This is a genomic window from Allohahella sp. A8, from assembly GCF_047946665.1.
In the GTDB taxonomy this organism is placed as follows: Bacteria; Pseudomonadota; Gammaproteobacteria; order Pseudomonadales; family Oleiphilaceae; genus Allohahella.
Map to the genome: position 1 here is coordinate 851,749 of NZ_CP172312.1, position 19,369 is coordinate 871,117.

Consider the following 19,369-nt stretch of genomic DNA (forward strand, 5'->3'; position numbering starts at 1 on the left):
AGTGAAACACGCAATCATTACCGGAACAGGTCTCTATACGCCGCCGTACTCGATCAGTAACGACGAGCTCGTCTCGGCGTTCAACGCGTTTGTGCAGGCTTTCAACGACGAGCATGCCGCGGCGATAGCCGAAGGCGAGGTTCAGCCACTGCAACCGTCGTCGACCGAATTCATCGTCAAGGCATCCGGCATTCACAGCCGTTACGTGGTTGCGAGAGAGGGCATACTTGATCCGAAACGCATGCGGCCTTATTTGCCCGAGCGCAGTAACGAAGCGCCGAGCATTCAGTGTGAGATGTCGGTGGCTGCCATCAACGAGGCGCTCGAGCGGGCAGGGCGGCGTATCGACGAAATCGATGGCTTGATTGTGGCCTGTTCGAATCTGCAGCGACCCTACCCCGCGGTTTCAATAGAAGTCCAGGCAGCGATGGGTATGCAGGGCTTCGCCTATGACATGAACGTAGCCTGTTCCTCTGCCACTTTCGGCATCCAAGCTGCGGCGAATGCGGTTCGTCTCGGTGAAGCGAAGGCGGTTCTGGTCGTCAGTCCGGAGATCTGCAGCGCTCACCTCAATTTCAAGGATCGCGACAGCCACTTCATCTTCGGCGATGCCTGCACGGCGGTGGTCGTCGAGGCCGAAGCTTCGCCAAAAGCGAAGAAGACTTTCGATATCGTGGGCACGCGCCTGGTCACCCAGTATTCTAATAACATTCGCAATAACTTCGGCTTTCTCAACCGCCTGGACGAATCGGGCGAGGGCAAGCCAGACAAGCTGTTCGTGCAGAACGGCAGGAAGGTTTTCAAGGAGGTCGTCCCTCTGGTGTCGGATCTGATTATCAGGCATCTGAATGACAACGACATCGAAGTCGGCAAAGTCCGGAGAATGTGGTTGCATCAGGCTAATCTGAACATGAATCTGCTCATCAGCCGGAAAGTACTCGGGCGCGAGGCCAGTGCCGAGGAGTCACCGACCATCCTTGATACCTACGCCAATACGAGCTCTGCAGGCTCGATCATTGCCTTCCACAAGTATCACCATGATCTCGGTCAGGGCGACGTGGGGGTCATCTGTTCTTTCGGGGCAGGTTATTCGGCAGGCAGTGTCATTGTCCGTGTTCGCTGAGATGCCAACGGCCCATAGCCAGGTCAAGCGGTCTGCTCGCGCGCTCTGGATTCTGCTTGCGCTACTTGCCACGCCCGCCATGGCGCTGGAGACGGGTGAGGCAGCCACCATTGCGAATGAAGCAGCGACCGAAGCCGATGTCACCCAGCGTGACTACAGCAGGCCCCAACATCCGCAGGATCCCTGGGAGTCCTTCAACCGGCCTGTCTATCGTTTCAACAACTTTCTCGATACCTGGTTCCTGCGGCCTGTCGCTTCGGGCTATCGCAAGATCACCCCTGAAGTCGTTGATCGATCGGTAACCAACTTCTTTCGTAATGTCGGCGATGTCGTGTCGCTGGCCAACGCGGCGCTGCAGCTCAAGCATCGCAGGGCCGCTCAGACCGCTTCACGTCTGATGTTCAATACCACTTTCGGTGTGGCTGGCCTGTTCGATGTGGCGACGGGATGGGGTCTGCCGCGTCAGAAGGAGGATTTCGGACAGACACTGGTCTTCTGGGGCGTGCCCGAGGGCAATTACCTGATGCTGCCCGTGCTGGGCCCTGCGACAGTGACGGATGCGATTGGTGCAGTGCCGGACGGCTTCATCAATCCGGTGAACATGCTTGGCGAACCTGAAGTTTACTTCGCCAACTTCCTCGAAGTCGTTGACCAGCGTGCGGATGTCATTCCCGGCGAGCACCTCATTGTGGGCGATGAATATATCTTCATTCGCAATGCCTATCTCCAGCAGCGAAACTACCTTATCAACGATGGTCAGGTGGTAAATGACCCCTTTCTTGACGACGACTTCTAAGGCGTCACCTCGGCCCGCTTACTAGCCAGACGGGCCAGCCTGGACTAGCTTGAACAGAGGACTGAAGACACCCAGCAGGGATTATCGAGCATGAGCGCATTTCGCAGTCGAAGAAAAAAACATCGTGAAGCCATGGCCAACGCGACCAACTATCAGAGCTGGCGCGAGGCTGCTCTCGAGCTCGATTATATTGAAGGCAATATGGAGTGGAAGGAGTCTTTCGCCTCCGATCTCTACAACTATGAACTCATCTACGAGCGCATCACCGCGCTCAAGACCAGCTTTGAACGGCGTGATTACGATGCACTTCTGCGCCATCTCAGGGAAGGGCAGCATCACGATCTCGGCAACATGGGGAGTGCGCAGCTTTATACGCGCTCTCACGTCGGCACCAAGCATCTCATCGAAGAGTACATAGGCCAGGTCTGCCTGATACTTCAACATCTGCGCGAAACTGACATTCCACAGCTGCCATTGCGCGAAAAATACGACTTCTTCAAGGATATGGCGCTCAGTTACGGCCGACCAGCCTTGTTGCTGAGCGGGGGTGCCACCCTCGGTCTGTTCCACCTGGGCGTAGTAAAGGCCCTGTGGGAGCGCGGACTACTGCCACAGGTCATCGCCGGTAGCAGTGTTGGCAGCATCATCGCAGCCATGCTGGGCACACATACCGATGATGAAATTCCGGAGATGCTGCTGCCTCATCGGCACAATCTCAAGGCCTGGCGCTTTATGGGTCTGCTGCATGGTCTGCGGGGAGGTGGCTTCATGGATGTGCGGGAGCTGGAACGCTGCCTGCGAGCCAACATTGGAGAATACAGTTTCCTCGAGGCCTTTCAGCGCACCAACCGCAGTATCAATATATCAGTCTCGCCGACGGCACAGCATCAGAAGGAGCGGCTGCTGTGCGGCTATACCTCGCCGTATCTTTTCGTCTGGAGCGCAGCATTGGCTTCTTCAGCGGTGCCTATCATCTTTCCGCCAGTCAAGCTGATGAAGAAGGACCAGTTTGGTAACGCGGTGCCTTTCATGCCCAAGCTGCGCTGGGTCGACGGCTCCGTGGTCAGCGACCTGCCGGTCGAACGGCTCATGCACCTGTACGACGTCAATTTCTCGATAGTGAGCCAGACCAACCCCCACATCGTGCCGTTTCTCAATAACGACCTGCCGGATGGCGGCAAGACCAGTCTGTCTTCGATACCCATGCGGGTGATCAGGGCTGAGATGGAGTTCCACGGCAAGGGGCTTTTCGATTACCTGCGGACCAATCTCAGTTCCAGTGTCATGCGTCAGGCTAGCGGCCAGATCTACAATATCCTTGCCCAGCAGTACTTTGGCGACGTGACCATTTCGCCACGCTATACCTGGTGGCACTATGCGCAGTTATTCAGGAACCCGGCGCCTGATGTGGTGCGACGGCTCACCCTCGAAGGTGAGCGCGCTACCTGGCCAAAAATATCCATGATTGCCACGCATGCCAAGATCTCGCAGATGCTTGAGAAGAGTATCGTTGAACTCAAGGAGCGGCTGCGTGGGCAGCGTGCGGAGTTGTCGGTTGTCGGTGAATCTTCAGTAGGGAAAGCATCCTGATCCATGTATGAAGCCTTCTATGGTTTGCATGAGGCGCCGTTTTCGATAGCGCCTGATCCGCGGTATCTGTACATGAGTCAGCGCCACCGCGAAGCTCTGGCGCATTTACTCTTCAGTCTACAGCGTGAGGAAGGCGGGTTCGTATTGCTTACCGGCGAGGTAGGCACTGGCAAGACCACAATCTGTCGCAGCTTTCTGGAAAAGGTGCCTGAGCGGACTGACGTTGCATTCATCGTGCACCCGCGGCTGACTGCGCGGGAGCTGCTGGCGACGATTTGTGATGAGCTGGAGATTCGCTACCCGTCCGGATCGTCAATCAAGATTCTGGTCGATGAACTCAATCACCATCTGCTCGACCGTCACGCGACGGGACGTCACACCGTCATCATCATCGATGAAGCGCAGAACCTCTCCATCGACGTGCTCGAGCAATTGCGCTTACTGACGAACCTGGAAACCAGCAGCAAGAAGCTCATTCAGATCATACTGCTCGGCCAGCCTGAACTCCGTGAGATTCTTCAGCGTGAGGAACTTCGGCAGCTCTCGCAGCGTATCACCGCCCGCTATCATCTCGAGGCCTTGAGTCTCAATGATCTCCACGGTTACCTGCGTTATCGGCTGTCAGTGGCTGGTTTGCGGGAGACGATGTTTACCGACAAGGCGGTGAAGTCGCTGTACAAGCTCTCGAAGGGTATACCCCGACTCGTCAACCTGATCTGTGACCGGGCGCTGCTGGGTGCGTACAGCATGAATGAGCCGAAGGTCGGTCCGGAGTATATCAAGAGTGCTGCGAAGGAAATCGGTCTGTTCGAGCGCAAACGCAGAAATACCGGTCACATCGCTGGACAGTGGTGGTATCGCGGTAGCCTCATCGGACTCGCGGCCGGCTTCTTCGTTCTGGCGCTCATCACGCTCCAGGGGCCGCCCGAACAGACCATAGATACTGCAGCCGGGTCATCAGTTGGTATTCCGGACCTGCTGCGTATGGGAGGAAGCGCGACGCCTGCCAATGATCAGCTGGCCGATCCCATGGCTACGGCGGCCACGGCTACGGAGGCAGCGGCTACGAAGGCTACAGTAACAGAGACCGACGAGACGCCACCGACAGAAGCCCTGCGACCAGTCCTGGCACCACCTGTGGTGATTGGTGAATACGAGCCGGCTGACGATAACAAACTACGTGCCTATGCGGCCTTGCTCGCAGCTTGGCGCATCGATGAAAAGCCCGATCGTGGACTTTTGGTCTGTGATTTCGTGAGCCGCTATGGTCTCGCCTGTCTGCACCGCGAGGGCAATTGGCGCAGCCTTACACGCCTCGACAGGCCCGCAGTCTTGCGGGTGCGCAACGACGACGGCAAGCTGTTTTTCATCACACTGGTCGGCTACGACGCCAGTAATGATAGCGTCAGTGTCGTGCTGGACGACGAAGTGTTCGACCTGCAACAGGAAGCAATCGACCGGTACTGGGACGGTGTCTATTCTGTCGTGTGGAAGCAACCACCGTACATGAGCATGACACCCGCCATGGCTGGCTACGAGGACGAGGCCAGCTGGCTTGATCGCATGCTCAAGCTGGCGTTCGAGCGCTATCGCCAGAACACCGATGAGCCAGAGATGAGCAGCGTCGAATTCGCCGCACTCGATCTGAAAGCCAAGGTCGTGTGGTTCCAGCGGCAGGCGGGCATTCTGGCAGATGGCTTGCCCGGTGCCATAACACTCATTACGCTGAACAACTGGACAGGTTCGGATGCACCCAGACTGGTGTATGATCCTGAACCAGTTGACCTACAGCAGAATTAGACTAGGCCCATGTCATATATCCTCGACGCATTACGCAAATCCGAGCAGGAGCGACATCGCGATCAACTCCCGCAGGAGGCCCGCACCCGCCTGGTCATGCCGGTCAAAGCGCCACAGCCTGCGGGGCTAAAAGTTCTGTTGATTGCCATTCTGGTGCTGAATGCGGCTGCGCTGACCGCGGGCGCCGTGTATCTCTATCTCAACCGTGAACCAGCTTCGACACCTGCAGCGACCGCCACGGCCCTGCCTGAGCCAAGGGTCGAGGACGCGGTGCCCGAGGAGCTGCTCAGACGGGAAGGCAGGCCACTGCCGCAGCGGGTCATGCCCCCCTCATCGCTGACGGATTACGGCCCCGATAACAGCACGAGCTACGAAGAAGAAGCCTATCAGGAGCCAGCATCCATTCTCCCGGATGTGGGCTACGTGAACACGCCGGCCAGAACCTCGGGAGAGTCTTCGGCCGAGGCCGAAGTCGAAACTGGTGGCCGCCTGAGCGACAAGCTGGACGCAAGGTTCGAACGCCTGCGACCACGCGAAGCGCTCAAGCCACTGCCGATAACGCCGCCGGCAGTGTCGAAAAATGAGGAAACCTTGTCGCGTCCGACGGTGACCTACGCTGATGAAGAGGGCATGGAAGTGATTCGACCCTCGTCTGCCAACAACAGTGCACTGCCCATGCCGGCGTCCCCGGCACGGCCATCGCCAGCACCCGTCGCCCCAGAGCTCGAGCAGCCGGCCGCCCCGGCCGCCGACGACATCAATACACTGCCAGAAGATTTCAGGCGGCAGTTGCCAGCGCTGACCTTCAACAGCCATATCTACAGTAGCGATCCCGCCAGTCGCCGCATCATGATCAACAATAAGTATCTGCGTGAAGGACAGCAGTTCGACGGTCTGCGCGTACGAGAAATCACGGCCGAAGGCGTCGTGCTCTTCAAGGCACCCCACACCTTCTACGTGTCAGTAATCAGGGACTGGAAGCCCTGATGGCATACAGCGTCCATTTCCAGTGAGTACAGCAGCAGATATTCTTTCGCCAGACCACGATCAGCCGAATGAAACCATACAGTCAGGCTACCGCGCATACCTGAAACATCATGGTGTGAATGGACGAGTGGGTCAGAAGCGCATGATAGCCGACATCGCCCGCTATCTCGGCGCCATACAGACCAATGCTGATGGGCTGAGAACCAGCGAAGATGCTGTGTGCGTCGTCGAAGCCGGGACTGGTACGGGCAAGACCCTGGCGTATCTGCTGGCAGCCATTCCCTATGCAGTAAGACTGGGCAAGAAAATCATCATTGCCGCCGCCACCGTTACCCAGCAGCAGCAGATTCTCCGTGGTGAACTGCCGAGGTTGCAGGCGGCTACTGCCTGGCCCTTGCAGGTAGAGCTCGCTAAAGGTCGCGGGCGGTTTCTTTGCCTGAACCGGCTTGAACTCCTGCTGGCTGGAAGCGAAGGTCTTTTCCCCGGGCTTCAGCCGGTGAGCGCGACCGGCAGCCTGATCAATACAGCCGATTCCCAACTTATCGAAGGCTTTGCACGCGAGCATTATGAGGGGCTGCTCAGCCGCTTCACCTCGCGACAGTGGACCGGCGATATCGACAGTCTCGATGATGAACTCCCGAACGGTTTGTGGCAGACGGTCATCACTGATAATCGCAGCTGCTTCAACCGGGACTGCGATTTTTTCAGCCAATGCCCCTATTTCAGGCAGCGGGCGCAAATTGAATCGGCCGATATCGTAATCGCGAATCAGGACCTTCTGCTGTCAGATATCAGGCTCGGCGGCGGCGTTGTGTTACCAGCTCTGAAAGACAGTATTCTGATCATCGATGAAGCGCACCAGCTGCCGGAGAAGGCGCTCAATCACTTCAGCGCATTTGCAGGGCTAGGGTCCAGTCAGCAGCAACTGGCTGAAATGAAGACCCGTGCCGATGCTGCCGAGCACCTCCGGGTGAAAGATCACAAGCTGGAGCAGCGGCTGGGTGAAATCAGCAAGCACGCGGTTGAAGCCGGAGAACTACTGCGTGAACTGTGGGAATGGCAGCAGACCCAGGCACAATGGCCGGAGAAGACCGACCGATTCGAGCAACAGCCCTTGTTGCAGCGCTACGAGGCTGGTGCCTGCCCAGAGCCTTTGCGTGTGATGGCCAGCAAGCTGAGCCAGCAAGCCGATAAGCTACAGGCTGCCCTCGGTGATATTCTCAGCGGCATTGCCCAGATGCTGGATAGCGACGGTATAGAGCCGGACGAGAGTGAGCGTCTCCAGGGTGAAAGCCTCGGCTTCAGCGCAGACCAGACCTACGTCGAGACGTTGCAGCGGCTCTATCACCAGATTGCCGATATCCCTGACGAGTCCAGCCGAATGGTGCAACCGCCCATTGCCGTCTGGTGGACGAAGATGAGTCACGACAGTGGCGATCTTGTGCTTCACGCCAGCCCCACTCATGGTGGTAGCTACCTCGCCGAGCAGCTGTGGCAAAATGCTTTCGCAGCCATCTGCACCTCAGCAACAATGAGTGACGGCCATGACCAGAGCGCTTCAGCGTTCCGGCGCTTCAGCGATACCGCAGGTCTGCCCTCTGCAAGTGTCTTTGCTGTGCATGAAAGCCCGTTCGATTACAGCGAACACTGCACGTTGCGAATCATGAACGCAAAGCAGCGCCCCGGCGACTCAGCCAGCTATATTGCAGAGCTGAGCGCTGCCATTGCCAATTCACTGAACTTCACTGAGGCCACCCTGGTGCTGTTCAGCTCGCGCAAGCAGTTCACTGCAGTAATGGCTCGCCTTGAACAGTTATTGGACAAGACTAAGTACGAGTCGATGCTCAGCCAACTATCGGCGCAGCCAGCGCAGTTGATCGCAGCGCACCAGAAGCGCATGAGCACCGGGCAGGGTAGTGTACTGTTGGGAATGGCAAGCTTCGCCGAGGGCCTCGACCTGCCGGGTGAGCTACTGACGCATTTGATTATCTGCAAGTTACCGTTCGCCGTACCGGACGACCCGGTAGAATCGACCTATTCGGAATGGTTGCAGGCACGCGGCGGCAAGCCCTTCGATGAAGTGTCGCTGCCGGATGCCATCATTCGTTTCCGACAGGCCTTCGGACGGCTCATACGAACAGAGAAGGATCAGGGCAGAGTAACGGTACTTGATTCACGTCTGCTCACAAAACGCTATGGCCGGCGATTCATCGAAGCTTTACCACGATGTCGGATTCAGCGCTTCGATCCACCACTTGAATAGATACTGGACGGAAATAGCCTGGAAAAGGCAAGGCTCAGTGAAAAACTGAAAACTGAGATCAGCGTCACTATGTTGGCAGGAATGTTCTGTTATTTTCAGGACTTGCAATAAAAAGACGACGATTACAGAGCCGAATCCGTAATCGCCGCAAGCGCAAACCGGGGTTTTTTACACCCCGTTAGGAAGAACTCGTGGAACAGCTGTACTTGTTTCGCGTCCTAATCCGATACTGGCTGACAGTTGTTAGGTTGCTGCCAGTATCGGATCATCCCGCGGTAAATCATCCTTCTGAATCAGTTGCAAGGCCCGCTAACCAATTCATATGCAGCTATCTTACTGCTGTCGGGTCTAGCGGTAATCGTCCGAAGGGCGTAAAAACGGACTATTCGAACGCTAAGCCCACCATTCAAGACCTCAATAAGCCCTTTGATCTCGCGATGGCCAGCGCCTCCGTACGCCGTCCGGCCCCGAGTTTGCCGTAGATATTGCGGATATGTGCCTTGATAGTGGCCGGAGCTAGATTCAGATCGCTCGCGATCAGCTTATTCGGTAGGCCCTTGTTGATCAGTTCCAGTACCTCGATCTCCCGCTGGCTCAGTAGCGTGCTGGCGCTCGAATCCTCCTCGACCATAGTATCTGACGCACTAGCCGACGCATCCGGAAGAATCGGAGCCGACGCAACCCGTCCGGTCGTTCTCGCCAGTTCTGCCTCTGACGCAAGCCCGTCTGCAGGGGCCTTTCTCCAGTTGCCGAGATGCTGTATCCATTGCGCGAGAAAGGTCCTGTCGAGCCCGATGGTGGCAGACTCCGGCAGCTCGGCCAATAACTGGCGGACCTCGTCTGCGAAGAGCAGTGCACAGCCGACAAGCTTGAGTCGGGCTGCCATCTTGACGGCTGCAATGAGATGTTCCTGAACCGCGGCATGTTCGCCACCAGTTCGTCTTATGGCCAAGGCAAGCAGGAGGTGGGCCACGGTCTGGTGGTAGTGCAGCTCAGTTGACGCGACCAGGTCGAGCAGTACTCTGGCTGCATCCAGTGCCTGCTCACAGAATTGGTCATTATCGAGCTCGCAGCGCAGCAGCTGCCACTCTGCAAAGGCAAGCCGGGTTTCCACGCGCGTGAGGATATGCGCGTTGTTTTCTGTCCATTCACTATTTGGCAGGTCCTTCAGAGCGGCTGCGAAGGAGGCTGCATCGGCGCATTCGTAGCGGGCGCGAAACAGGTGCACCTTATTCAATAGCGCCGTCAGCGGTGGTGCCAGCGCCTGCGTATCTTCGCTGGCCGACTCCAGCACCCGGCAAGCCTGATGCAGAAGCCCCGCGGCGTCCTTGAACTTACCTTCGACCAGATACAGCCGCGCCTGCACAAACCAGGTAAAGATCTGCTGTTGAGGTTCCGCATCTGCCACGAATTCAAGCATGGGCGACAGCGCCGCCTTGGCCTGCACAAGGTTTCCAGCGGCCAAATGCGTCAGCACCAGACCACTATTGAGCCAGCAGGAGACGACATTGGGATCACGCTCATTGCGGTGAAAGCTGGTGATCCATTCCACCGCACTCTTTCGCAGCGCCAGCGCATCTTCACCTGCGCCACGAATGGAGTAGATCCACACCAGCAGACCGATGCTCGACAGGAAGGTTGAATAACGCTGTTCCACCTTTGCCTCGAGCGAGGCCTTGCGAAGTTCTATCGCCGCGTTGTCCAGGTCACTGGCAATGTAGCTGTCGTTGGCCAGTCCGAAATACGCCAATGATTTCATGGGCACATCGATGTGCTGCAGCTCTTTCAAGGCTGCCGTGGTCTTGTGCCGGGCCTGTTCATAGTCGCCACTGAAACGGTCGACATAGGCGGACAGCAAGTGCAGTTCAGGGCGCAGCTGGCTGTCTTCACCGGTCGCCGGTTGATCGGCGTCGAATAGCGTGGGGAAAGCAATCGCCATCTGGTCAAGCGTATCAGTCACTGCCGCAAAGCGATTGTCAAAGAACAGACACCAGGCGCGCATCAGTGTCAGCCTTGGCCTGATTGCTGCGATTTCCATGGGCAGATCCTGCAGCCATGACAGCACGAGCTGGTGATAGCCCTGGCGAAGAATATGGTTGCCCACACGCTCGAGTTCATCAGCTCCCTGCACCCAGCGCTCACGAACGAACAGGTATTGCACCGCCTCAAGATAGCAGTCGCTGTCGATCAGCGCAGCGACTGTCTTCTGCAAGAGATTCTCATAGCGAGCAGGGTATTCGTGCCGAAGCAGATACAGCGCACCATTGCGGAACAGGTCATGAAAGCGGTACCACTGTGACTGCTCGTCCAGTTCGATGATGAACAGCCGACGGCGCAGCAGCTCGTTCAGACACTCCCGGGTATTGTCCTCGTCCCGCACCAGATCGCAGAGATCGAGCGTGAACTGCTGGAAGTGCGCGACATCGAGCACGAATTGCAGCAGGTCTTCCGGCAGCTCGACCAGCACTTCCTGAGCCACATAGACATCGACTTCGTCCTGATTCAGTGTGCTGGGCAGATTTTTCCTCTCTGCCTGTGCGTCCGGCCGCGACCGCATCCGCGCTTCACCACTGTCTATCAACCGAAGCGCCGCCGCCCAACCGCCGGTCGCGTTGGCCAATTCTTCAGGCTCGAAGCTGTCACCGAACCAGTAGCCAATTTCCTCGCTGGTAAAAACGAGATCCGCAGCATGGATCAGCATGGCATATTGTTTTATTTTCCAGCGAGCGAGTGGCAGATCCGGCTCTGAGCGAGAGGTTGCCAGGACGTGCAGACCAGCTGGCGCGAAATCGATCAGGTAGGCGAGGGAGCGCAGAATTGCAGGCCGCTGAACCAGGTGGAGGTCATCGAGTACGAGAAAGATCTGCCCACTCTGCTGCCCACTCTGCCGCTTGCCGAGCAGCGAATGAACCGCCTGGATATAAGCAGCCGCAATCTGCTCAGGCTGCGACTCGTCCAGCCATTGTGGAGACGGCGCTTCGAAGGCCGCATCGCCCGGAATGCTATCGTCGAGCTTGGTTTCGCGCCCAAAAGTTGTGGCCCAGATGTAGTTCCAGAAGCCGCTGAAGAAATTATCGGTGGCATCGATGGCGTACCAGGCTAGCTGGGCCTGGGGTTCCGCTTCGATATGTTCAGCAAGAATCTGCTGAACGAGGGTGGTCTTACCGTAACCTGCCGGCGCAAAGAAGCCCGTGAAGCGTGGCAATGCCTGCTGGGCAAACAGCGCCGTCAACCGTGGTCGGCTGACCAGACGTGCTGGAAGCTGAGGTGGCAACAGTTTCGTTGGCAGTATGAACATCAGAAAAACGCATATTTGAGACCCAGAAGCAGGAGCATCGTGGCCAGAACCGGTCTGAGCACCTCAGATGGCATGTGTTTGCCAAGCTTCGTACCCAGATGGGTCGCGGGCAGCGAACCAATCAGCAGACACAGCAGCAGGGTGTAGTCGATGTTTCCCAGTTGCATGTGCCCAAGCCCGGCTACGAGCGTCAGCGGTACTGCGTGCGCGAGATCTGTACCAACGATCCTGACTCCTGTCAGATGCGGGTACAGTACCATGAGAACCGCAGTACCGATAGCGCCTGCACCGACCGAAGTGAGGGTAACGAACACGCCGAGAAACACGCCCATGCTAAAAGTCAGCAGGGTCGTGCGTTCCCTCATGATGCCACTGAACCAGGAGGCACCTTCGCGGAACGCAAGTAGGCGGGTGCGGTACAGCAGCACGATCGACGTCAGTATCAGCATGACGCCAAGACTGGTGACCAGCACGCCGGTATATTGCGACGCATCACTGAACCAGAGCGAAAGGACGATGGTGGTCAGGATGGAAGCAGGTATGCTGCCTGATGCCATGACGCCGACAAGGCGCCAGTTGATCGAACTGTGCCGGCTGTGCGAGTACACGCCGCTGGCCTTGGTGATCGAGGCATACAGCAGGTCGGTGCCGATGGCAATGTGAGGCGGGAAGCCGAAAAGCAGCAGCAGCGGGGTCATCAGTGACCCGCCGCCAACACCGGTCAGCCCCACGAGAAAGCCGACGAAGCCACCTGCGAGAACTAGAAGAAGGATTTCTGTCAATGGTCTAGACTCAGGAGGAATTACAGCCACACTACAGAGGCTTGATTATTTCTAAAAAGAATATTTAATTATATTTTTATAAGCAACGGCTCAAATTGGCCCCATCTTGCTCAGGTTGTCCCCATGAAATTGCAGCAGCTCCGTTATATCTGGGAAGTCGCCCACCACGACCTCAACGTCTCCGCCACCGCTCAAAGCCTGTTCACATCGCAGCCCGGCATCAGCAAGCAGATCCGCCTGCTGGAGGACGAGCTGGGCGTCGAGGTTTTCACCAGAAGCGGTAAGCACCTCACCCGGATAACACCTGCAGGCGAATCCATCATTCGGGAAGCCGGTGAAATACTGCGCAAGGTTGAAGGCATCAAGAAGGCGGCGCAGGAGTTCTCCAACCAGCGCAAGGGTGAGCTGCGCATTGGCACCACGCATACACAGGCCCGCTACGCGCTGCCGTCCGTCATCCGCAGTTTCATAGAAGCCTATCCGGATGTGTCGCTGCACATGCAGCAGGGCACGCCAATGCAGATTGCCGAAATGGCCTCAGAGGGCAGCGTCGATTTTGCGATCGCCACCGAAGCGATGGAGCACTTCCAGGACGTCGTCATGATGCCGTGTTATCGCTGGAACCGCTGCGTCGTGGTGCCGAAAGGTCACCCGCTGGCGAGCGTGGGGCGCCTTACTATAGAAGAGCTCGCCGCCTGGCCAATCGTCACCTACGTCTTCGGTTTTACCGGCCGGTCCAATCTCGACGAAGCCTTCATTGAAAAAAATCTGAAACCGAAGATCGTCTTTACCGCCGCCGATGCAGATGTCATCAAGACCTATGTCCGTCTCGGCCTGGGTGTGGGTATCGTTGCCCGAATGGCGTTCGATGAAAGCAAGGATTCAGAGCTGGTGGCGCTTGATGCCAGCCGCCTGTTCAAGCCCAGCACGACCAAGCTCGGCATGCGTCGTGGCACCTTCCTCCGGGGCTATATGTACGAATTCATCCAGCGCTTCGCGCCACATCTCACCAGAGAGCTGGTGGATGCAGCATTGGCCTGTCACAGCCGCCAGGAAGTCGACGCACTGTTCGACTCCGTGGTGCTGCCTACTTATTAGGTGGCGTACTACGCAGAGGCGTAACCGGCGTTGTGTCGTCTATTGGCTGCAACTCGATATTGCCCTTGTGCAGGCCACATTCCTTCTGGGTGGCTTCCTCCCACCACCACCGGCCTTCGCGCTCGTGCTGGTTCGGTAGCACCGGCCTGGTGCAGGGCTCGCAGCCAAGGCTGAGATAGCCTTTTTCATGCAGCGCGTTGTAGGGCACGTCCATCATCCGGATAAAGTTCCACACATCGGCTGATGACCAGTCCGCCAGCGGATTGAACTTGAATAGTGTGCTGTTTTCCCGTCCGAAGGCCGTGTCGACCTGCACCAGCGGTACATTGCCACGTGTCGGGCTCTGATCCTTGCGCTGACCGGTAATCCAGGCGTCCACAGTCGCCAGCTTGCGGCGCATCGGTTCGATCTTGCGAATGCCACAGCACTCTTCATGACCGTCCTTGTAGAAGCTGAACAGACCTTTCTGGCTAACCATGGCCTGCAGCGGCTCAGGCTGCGGATACATCACCTCCAGCTTGATGCCGTAGTGTTCACGCACCCGGTCGAGGAACTCGTAGGTCTCCCGTGGCAGACGCCCGGTATCCAGGGTGAAGATATTGATATCCGGCTTGATCTTCGTCGCCATATGCACCAGCACCACGTCTTCGGCGCCGCTAAAGCTCAGGGCGATGGAGTCGAAGCGCTCGATTGCGATACGCAGCCGCTCTCGGGGTGTCTGCCCCTCGAGGGCTTTGGTGAGCTGTTCCAGCTCAGCGGTTGGATCATTCAGCATGGTAGACCTTGCATTCCGTGTGGGGGTGTCTATGTTGCCGTCAACCGTGGCGCGATGCCAGTCTGGTATTTGCGAATCAGGCCAATTACACTCGCCCGGCATTCAGCAGGAGAGGAAAATACAGTGGAACTGGCGTGTCTTGATCTGGAAGGCGTTCTGATACCAGAGATTTGGATAGCATTTGCCGAGAAGACGGGAATTCCCGAACTCCGTGCAACAACAAGGGACATCCCTGATTACGACGTGCTCATGAAGCAGCGCCTGAAGCTGCTGGACCAGCACGGCTACGGACTGGCCGATATTCAGGCCGTCATCGAGACGCTTGACCCGCTGCCGGGTGCCGTCGAGTTCGTCGAATGGCTGCGTGAGCGCTTCCAGGTGATCATCCTGTCAGACACTTTCTATGAGTTCGCCGGCCCGCTCATGAAGAAACTGGCCAGCCCCACGCTCTTCTGCCACAAGCTGGTTACTGACGAGTCTGGACGGGTAGTTGATTACACGCTGCGACAGAAAGACCCCAAGCGCATGTCGGTCAAGGCCTTCCATAGTCTCAATTACTATGTAATCGCAGCTGGCGACAGCTATAACGACACCACCATGCTGTCTGAAGCAGACGCCGGCATTCTGTTCCACGCGCCAGAGAATGTGATCAGGGAGTTCCCACAGTTCCCGGCCGTTCACACCTATGACGACCTGCGCCAGGAATTCCTCAAGGCCAGCAAGATCGTCAAGGCCTAGCTGCCCCGCTTCTGCTGTCCCTAGAGACGGGACAGGCCTTCCATGAGATGACGGATCTTGTCGACCGATTCGTCATACTCTGCCTCACAGGCTGAGCCAGTGGTGATGCCACCGCCACCACTGACGCTGGCGCTGCCCCCGGCACAGTGTACTGAACGAATGGCAATATTGCTGTCCAGCAGGCCGCTTCGGCTGTAGCTGAACACCGTGCCACAGTAATAGCCCCTCGGTACCGCTTCGAGTTCCTCTATTATTTCCCGCGCACGCTGCTTCGGCGCACCCGTGATCGATCCACCCGGAAAGCAGCCGAGCAGGGCTTCCAAGGGGTGGAAGGCCTGATCAAGCTCGGCCGTCACATGGCTGATCAGATGATGCACATTACTAAACGAATGCAGTGCGAAAAGCTCAGGCACCTTGACGCTGCCTTTCCTGGCAAAGCGACTCAGGTCGTTGCGCAACAGATCCACGATCATCAGATTTTCGGCGCGGTCCTTGTCGCTCCCGCTGAGTGATTGCCGCTGTTGGCTATCCAGCACTTCATCAGCAAGTCGAGCACGCGTGCCCTTGATCGGGCTGGTGAGCATCTGTCCTTTTTCGATTCTGAGAAAGCGTTCCGGGCTGAAGCAGAGCAGGGCATCGGTCTGCGTGTCACGGCCCAGGCTGACGTAAGCGCTGAATGGCGCCCGCGCCTTGCACCGGAGCTGCCAGTACGCCTCGAAGGGGTGGCCTGCAAAGCTTGCGCGACATTGCTGCGTCAGATTCACCTGATAGCAGTCCCCGGCAGCCAGGTAGGCCTGAACCTGATTGAAAGCTGCCTGGTAGGCCCCGCGATCCCACGCCCACTGCCATTCGCTCGTCAGCGAAAACTCCGGCTGCGATCCAATTGGTCGCTTATCATCCACGACCTGCTGAATCAGCTCATAACTTTCTTCATCGGCAACAACCGCAAATATACGCTGAGTATCGTGCTGTATTTCGACAAAGTTCCGGTAGTCGCCAACCACGGGGTAGACACGCTGGTCTGACGGCTCGAGGGCAGGGTAGGGTAAGGCACCAGCAAGCCCGCCGCGAAAGCGTAGTGATGGTGAATGCGCATCAAGGGTGGACGTATATCGTTGGTGCTGTTTATCCCCCCAGGTATCACAGCGCACGAGCATTGCCGACAGGACGTCCTTATCAGCCGTGCTGTGCCAGTCCGGGTTGAACAGAAGTAGCTCGTTGGGCTGGTCTGCGCTGGCGTTCCAGGGGCTTGCACTATCCAGCCAGATGAACCCAGATGCGAGCGCACAGGCCCGTCGCAGCTGCTCCAGCATGCTTTCTGAGTACTCCAGCGTGATGATCTGCAACAAACGCGATGCGCTCCTGTGTAAGGTAATGTGTTCTTGTGAATTGGTGAGTGGCAGCCTCGTAGCCTGTTGCGAGCAGCTGGTGGGCTTCGCGCTAAATATCTGATATTATAGTGTTTATGGTGCCAGTTGTCGTCCTGGAACGCCAGGCGCTCAGAATCGTATCTCCGCCTTTTAAGCACGCTTCTTGCGACCTCAAACACACTTCGTGAACAGCTAATTACGAATTATAAAGAAAATGTGAGTAGTGTCACGGAACGTAAGCGGGTGTATCCGTAGAGTAGGCATCGTTAGGTTGCAAAACGGGTTGTAAGACCTCCGAGTCGTAACCGGGCCAGAGAGCCACCAGGCGCTCTGGTCTGTGGGAGACTTACAATCTTTTGTGAAATCGGCTTCATCGGGAAGCCTAGGTATAAAAATAATCCTTCTGGAGATTTAATATGAAAGGCCTGAACAAATTAGTACTGGTTTCTGCAATCGTTGCTGCTTCTGCTGCAAACGCTGAGCTCAAGTCGATCGACGACGCAGCAATGGCTGAAGTTTCTGGTCAGAGCGGTATCGTAATCGAAGCTGGCTTTGGCACCATCGGTGGTGTTGACGCTACTGCTGCTAACGCATACACCGCTACTACCACTGACGTAAATGGTAACGCCGTTGTACAGGAAGGTTCACTGGGTGATTTCTACGGCGTTGATTGGTCAAATGCTGGTATCACTATCGAAGCGTTCAAGTGGATCGTAGACATCGAAGGTGGCTGGGATCAGGACACTAACACTGGCGTCAACGTTAACTCTGGTAACCCAGTTCCAGCACTCGGCGGCTTCATCGCCAAGGACATCGCAGTAGCTGGTATGGTCGACATGACTATCGACGCGACTGCTGACTTGACCAACGTTGTTATGAACGGTGGTGCAGTTGCTGAAGGCGACGGCGGTATCGGTATCACTTTCGCGAACTCAGACATCAACTTCAAAGTTGGCGACATGGGCGTATTCGTAGAAGAGTATGACCTGGCTAACATCGGTCAGCAGGGCGTTGTTCAAGCTGGTCAGGTATCAAGCTTCGGTGGTATCGAGCTGATCGGTATGAACATCGACAAGCTCCAGCTGGTTATCCGTGGTAACGGCCTGTAAGGTCCGCTTAACGCGAATGGTTAGTTAGAGCCTCGTGCTCAGGAAAGGGGCGCTTCGGCGCCCCTTTCTGTCTCTACCCTACAACTTTTCAAAGGTGTATATGGTTCATTCAGTAAAAAATCAAAGCCAGCTTCGCTCTGGGCTAACTGCTTCAGGCAGCGCCCCCGCTGATCTTGACCGCCTAAGCGGGAAAGTAGGCGTCTTGCTAGGCATGGGTTTTTTGCTGAGTGCACTGTCGGTACAGGCTGAACTGAAGCCAATTGACGACGCGACAATGAGCGAAGTCACTGGACAGGCAGCACCGGTTATCGAAATGAGTGGTCAGATTACCTATGAAGCCATCGTCTACACCGATGCTCAGGGTAACAAGGAAACCATCCGGCAGGGTGAAAGTTCCACCACCGGTGCTGTACAGCCTTATGACCGCGCCATCAAGGGCATTACCTTTGCCAATCAGACGACCGGCACTTTGATGGATGTGATGTCTTTTGTCATGCCGCTGCGCTATGGCGCGGTCGATATCGACGAAGACGGTATTCTGGATCGAGGTGCAGCTATCTTTAGTTTTGCGCCGAGTATCGGTATGGGCACTGGTGCTTTACCTATCGATATCAAGGCTGAAGATGTCACCACTGTGATCAACGATCAGGTCTTCGTGACCAATCAAGGAATTGTGTTTTTGAACGCACCAGCTGGTGGCGACGGAGCCTTTACCGTGCCTGGTTATGATGCGTCCCTGGCGCCTGTGCCCGTCAAGCATTTCCAGTAAGTCAGCGCTGCCGTAAGCAGCAGTTGACCAGTGAATGCAGAAAGCGCAGTCCGCAAGGAGCTGCGCTTTTTTATTGGCGCAAACCGAATTTTGGAAAGAGAAAAGCAACGCAAGCGCAGATCGACCCATAAAAATCATAACTAGATACTATTAGGAAGAACCCGATGAACAACGATGACAAGTGCGGAGGCGACGCCGCAAGATTCTTACGCCAGTCACTCATAACCTCTGCCGTAGTAGTGGCTATGAGCAGCCCAGCTTTTGCAGAAATCCAGGCGCTTGAAGACACACAGCTTGCCGATATCACAGGGCAGAGCGGAATAGTGCTCGAAATTGGTATTGGTTCAATTTCAGGTGTGGACGCCAGCGTTGATGATTTCTACGGCGTCGACTGGAGTGAAGCTGGCGTGACCATCGATGCTCAGAAATGGCTGGTTGATATCGAAGGCGGCTGGAACAGCGATACCAACCTCGGTGCAAATACCTCGTACGGCAATGCAGAGAAGTGGGTTGGTGGTGCAATTTCGAAGAACATCGCCGTAGCCGGCACTTTGGACATCACCCTGGATGCGACAGCCGATCTCGAAAACGTAGTTGCCAATGGTGGTAACGTGGCAGACAGCGACGGTGGTATCGGCCTGACCTTCGCCCGTTCAGAGCTCAACTTTAAAACCGGTGACATGGGTTTCTTTGTCGAGAGCTTTGACCTGAGCTCAGTTGGCGGTGCTGGAACAGTCGAAGGCGGCATGTTGAGCAGCCTTGGCGGCGCAGAGTTGCTTACGCTCAATATCGACGGGCTTGACGTGGTTGTGCGCGGTAACGGTCTCTAAAACTCCCCAATCTTGTCATAACAAAAAAGCACCGTCGGGTG

General features: G+C 56.6%; 15 protein-coding genes. 11 read left to right on the forward strand and 4 right to left on the reverse strand.

Going from position 1 to position 19,369, the window contains the following annotated elements; all coding sequences use genetic code 11:
- The first annotated feature begins 1 nt into the window (after nt 1).
- The 6 genes from ACH3PB_RS04255 (at nt 2) to dinG (ending at nt 8,559) form a co-directional block, all read left to right on the forward strand.
- Nucleotides 2–1,123 (forward strand): beta-ketoacyl-ACP synthase III, encoded by a 1,122-nt coding sequence (locus ACH3PB_RS04255; protein WP_416398183.1) that lies wholly within the window; start codon nt 2–4, stop codon nt 1,121–1,123.
- The gene (locus ACH3PB_RS04260; protein ID WP_416399413.1) at nt 1,113–1,919 is read left to right on the forward strand and encodes a VacJ family lipoprotein; all 807 of its coding nucleotides are present in this window, start codon (nt 1,113–1,115) and stop codon (nt 1,917–1,919) included. The genes ACH3PB_RS04255 and ACH3PB_RS04260 overlap by 11 nt, the downstream gene beginning before the upstream one ends.
- A gap of 90 nt (nt 1,920–2,009) precedes the next feature.
- Nucleotides 2,010–3,509, forward strand: coding sequence for a DUF3336 domain-containing protein (locus tag ACH3PB_RS04265; RefSeq protein WP_416398184.1), 1,500 nt, complete (start codon nt 2,010–2,012; stop codon nt 3,507–3,509).
- Nucleotides 3,510–3,512: 3 nt separating this feature from the next.
- Nucleotides 3,513–5,309 (forward strand): ExeA family protein, encoded by a 1,797-nt coding sequence (locus tag ACH3PB_RS04270; protein WP_416398186.1) that lies wholly within the window; start codon nt 3,513–3,515, stop codon nt 5,307–5,309.
- 9 nt (nt 5,310–5,318) lie between these two features.
- Nucleotides 5,319–6,296, forward strand: coding sequence for a general secretion pathway protein GspB (locus ACH3PB_RS04275; protein WP_416398187.1), 978 nt, complete (start codon nt 5,319–5,321; stop codon nt 6,294–6,296).
- A 22-nt stretch (nt 6,297–6,318) separates the two neighbouring features.
- On the forward strand, nt 6,319–8,559 hold the full coding sequence (dinG, locus tag ACH3PB_RS04280) for an ATP-dependent DNA helicase DinG (RefSeq protein ID WP_416398188.1): 2,241 nt from the start codon (nt 6,319–6,321) through the stop codon (nt 8,557–8,559).
- Between the two features lie 406 nt (nt 8,560–8,965).
- On the opposite strand, the gene ACH3PB_RS04285 is transcribed toward dinG, so the two are convergent.
- Together ACH3PB_RS04285 and ACH3PB_RS04290 are read right to left on the reverse strand one after the other, a co-directional pair.
- Complete coding sequence (locus ACH3PB_RS04285; RefSeq protein ID WP_416398189.1) at nt 8,966–11,857, reverse strand: LuxR C-terminal-related transcriptional regulator; 2,892 nt, start codon at nt 11,855–11,857, stop codon at nt 8,966–8,968.
- Nucleotides 11,857–12,639: a sulfite exporter TauE/SafE family protein gene (locus ACH3PB_RS04290; protein ID WP_416398190.1), complete on the reverse strand. Its 783-nt coding sequence runs from the start codon at nt 12,637–12,639 to the stop codon at nt 11,857–11,859. The genes ACH3PB_RS04285 and ACH3PB_RS04290 overlap by 1 nt, the downstream gene beginning before the upstream one ends.
- Nucleotides 12,640–12,762: 123 nt before the next feature.
- On the opposite strand from ACH3PB_RS04290, the gene cysB reads away from it, so the two are divergent.
- Nucleotides 12,763–13,737 carry an HTH-type transcriptional regulator CysB gene (gene cysB / locus ACH3PB_RS04295; protein WP_416398191.1) on the forward strand — a complete coding sequence of 325 codons (975 nt, stop codon included), beginning with the start codon at nt 12,763–12,765 and terminating at the stop codon, nt 13,735–13,737.
- Here the strand turns inward: cysB and ACH3PB_RS04300 are convergent.
- Nucleotides 13,727–14,512, reverse strand: a complete 786-nt coding sequence (locus ACH3PB_RS04300; protein WP_416398192.1) for a phosphoadenylyl-sulfate reductase — start codon at nt 14,510–14,512, stop codon at nt 13,727–13,729. The two genes, cysB and ACH3PB_RS04300, sit on opposite strands and share 11 nt — an antisense overlap.
- 123 nt (nt 14,513–14,635) lie before the next feature.
- Between ACH3PB_RS04300 and thrH the strand changes: the two genes are divergently transcribed.
- The gene (gene thrH, locus ACH3PB_RS04305) at nt 14,636–15,250 is read left to right on the forward strand and encodes a bifunctional phosphoserine phosphatase/homoserine phosphotransferase ThrH (protein WP_416398193.1); all 615 of its coding nucleotides are present in this window, start codon (nt 14,636–14,638) and stop codon (nt 15,248–15,250) included.
- 20 nt (nt 15,251–15,270) lie between these two features.
- On the opposite strand, the gene pabB is transcribed toward thrH, so the two are convergent.
- Nucleotides 15,271–16,599, reverse strand: a complete 1,329-nt coding sequence (gene pabB, locus ACH3PB_RS04310) for an aminodeoxychorismate synthase component I (RefSeq protein ID WP_416398194.1) — start codon at nt 16,597–16,599, stop codon at nt 15,271–15,273.
- A 437-nt stretch (nt 16,600–17,036) separates the two neighbouring features.
- On the opposite strand from pabB, the gene ACH3PB_RS04315 reads away from it, so the two are divergent.
- The 3 genes from ACH3PB_RS04315 (at nt 17,037) to ACH3PB_RS04325 (ending at nt 19,328) form a co-directional block, all read left to right on the forward strand.
- Nucleotides 17,037–17,729 (forward strand): DUF6160 family protein, encoded by a 693-nt coding sequence (locus tag ACH3PB_RS04315; protein ID WP_416398195.1) that lies wholly within the window; start codon nt 17,037–17,039, stop codon nt 17,727–17,729.
- Between the two features lie 211 nt (nt 17,730–17,940).
- Complete coding sequence (locus tag ACH3PB_RS04320) at nt 17,941–18,498, forward strand: DUF6160 family protein (protein ID WP_416398196.1); 558 nt, start codon at nt 17,941–17,943, stop codon at nt 18,496–18,498.
- Between the two features lie 245 nt (nt 18,499–18,743).
- On the forward strand, nt 18,744–19,328 hold the full coding sequence (locus ACH3PB_RS04325; RefSeq protein WP_416398198.1) for a DUF6160 family protein: 585 nt from the start codon (nt 18,744–18,746) through the stop codon (nt 19,326–19,328).
- The last annotated feature ends 41 nt before the right edge of the window (nt 19,329–19,369 follow it).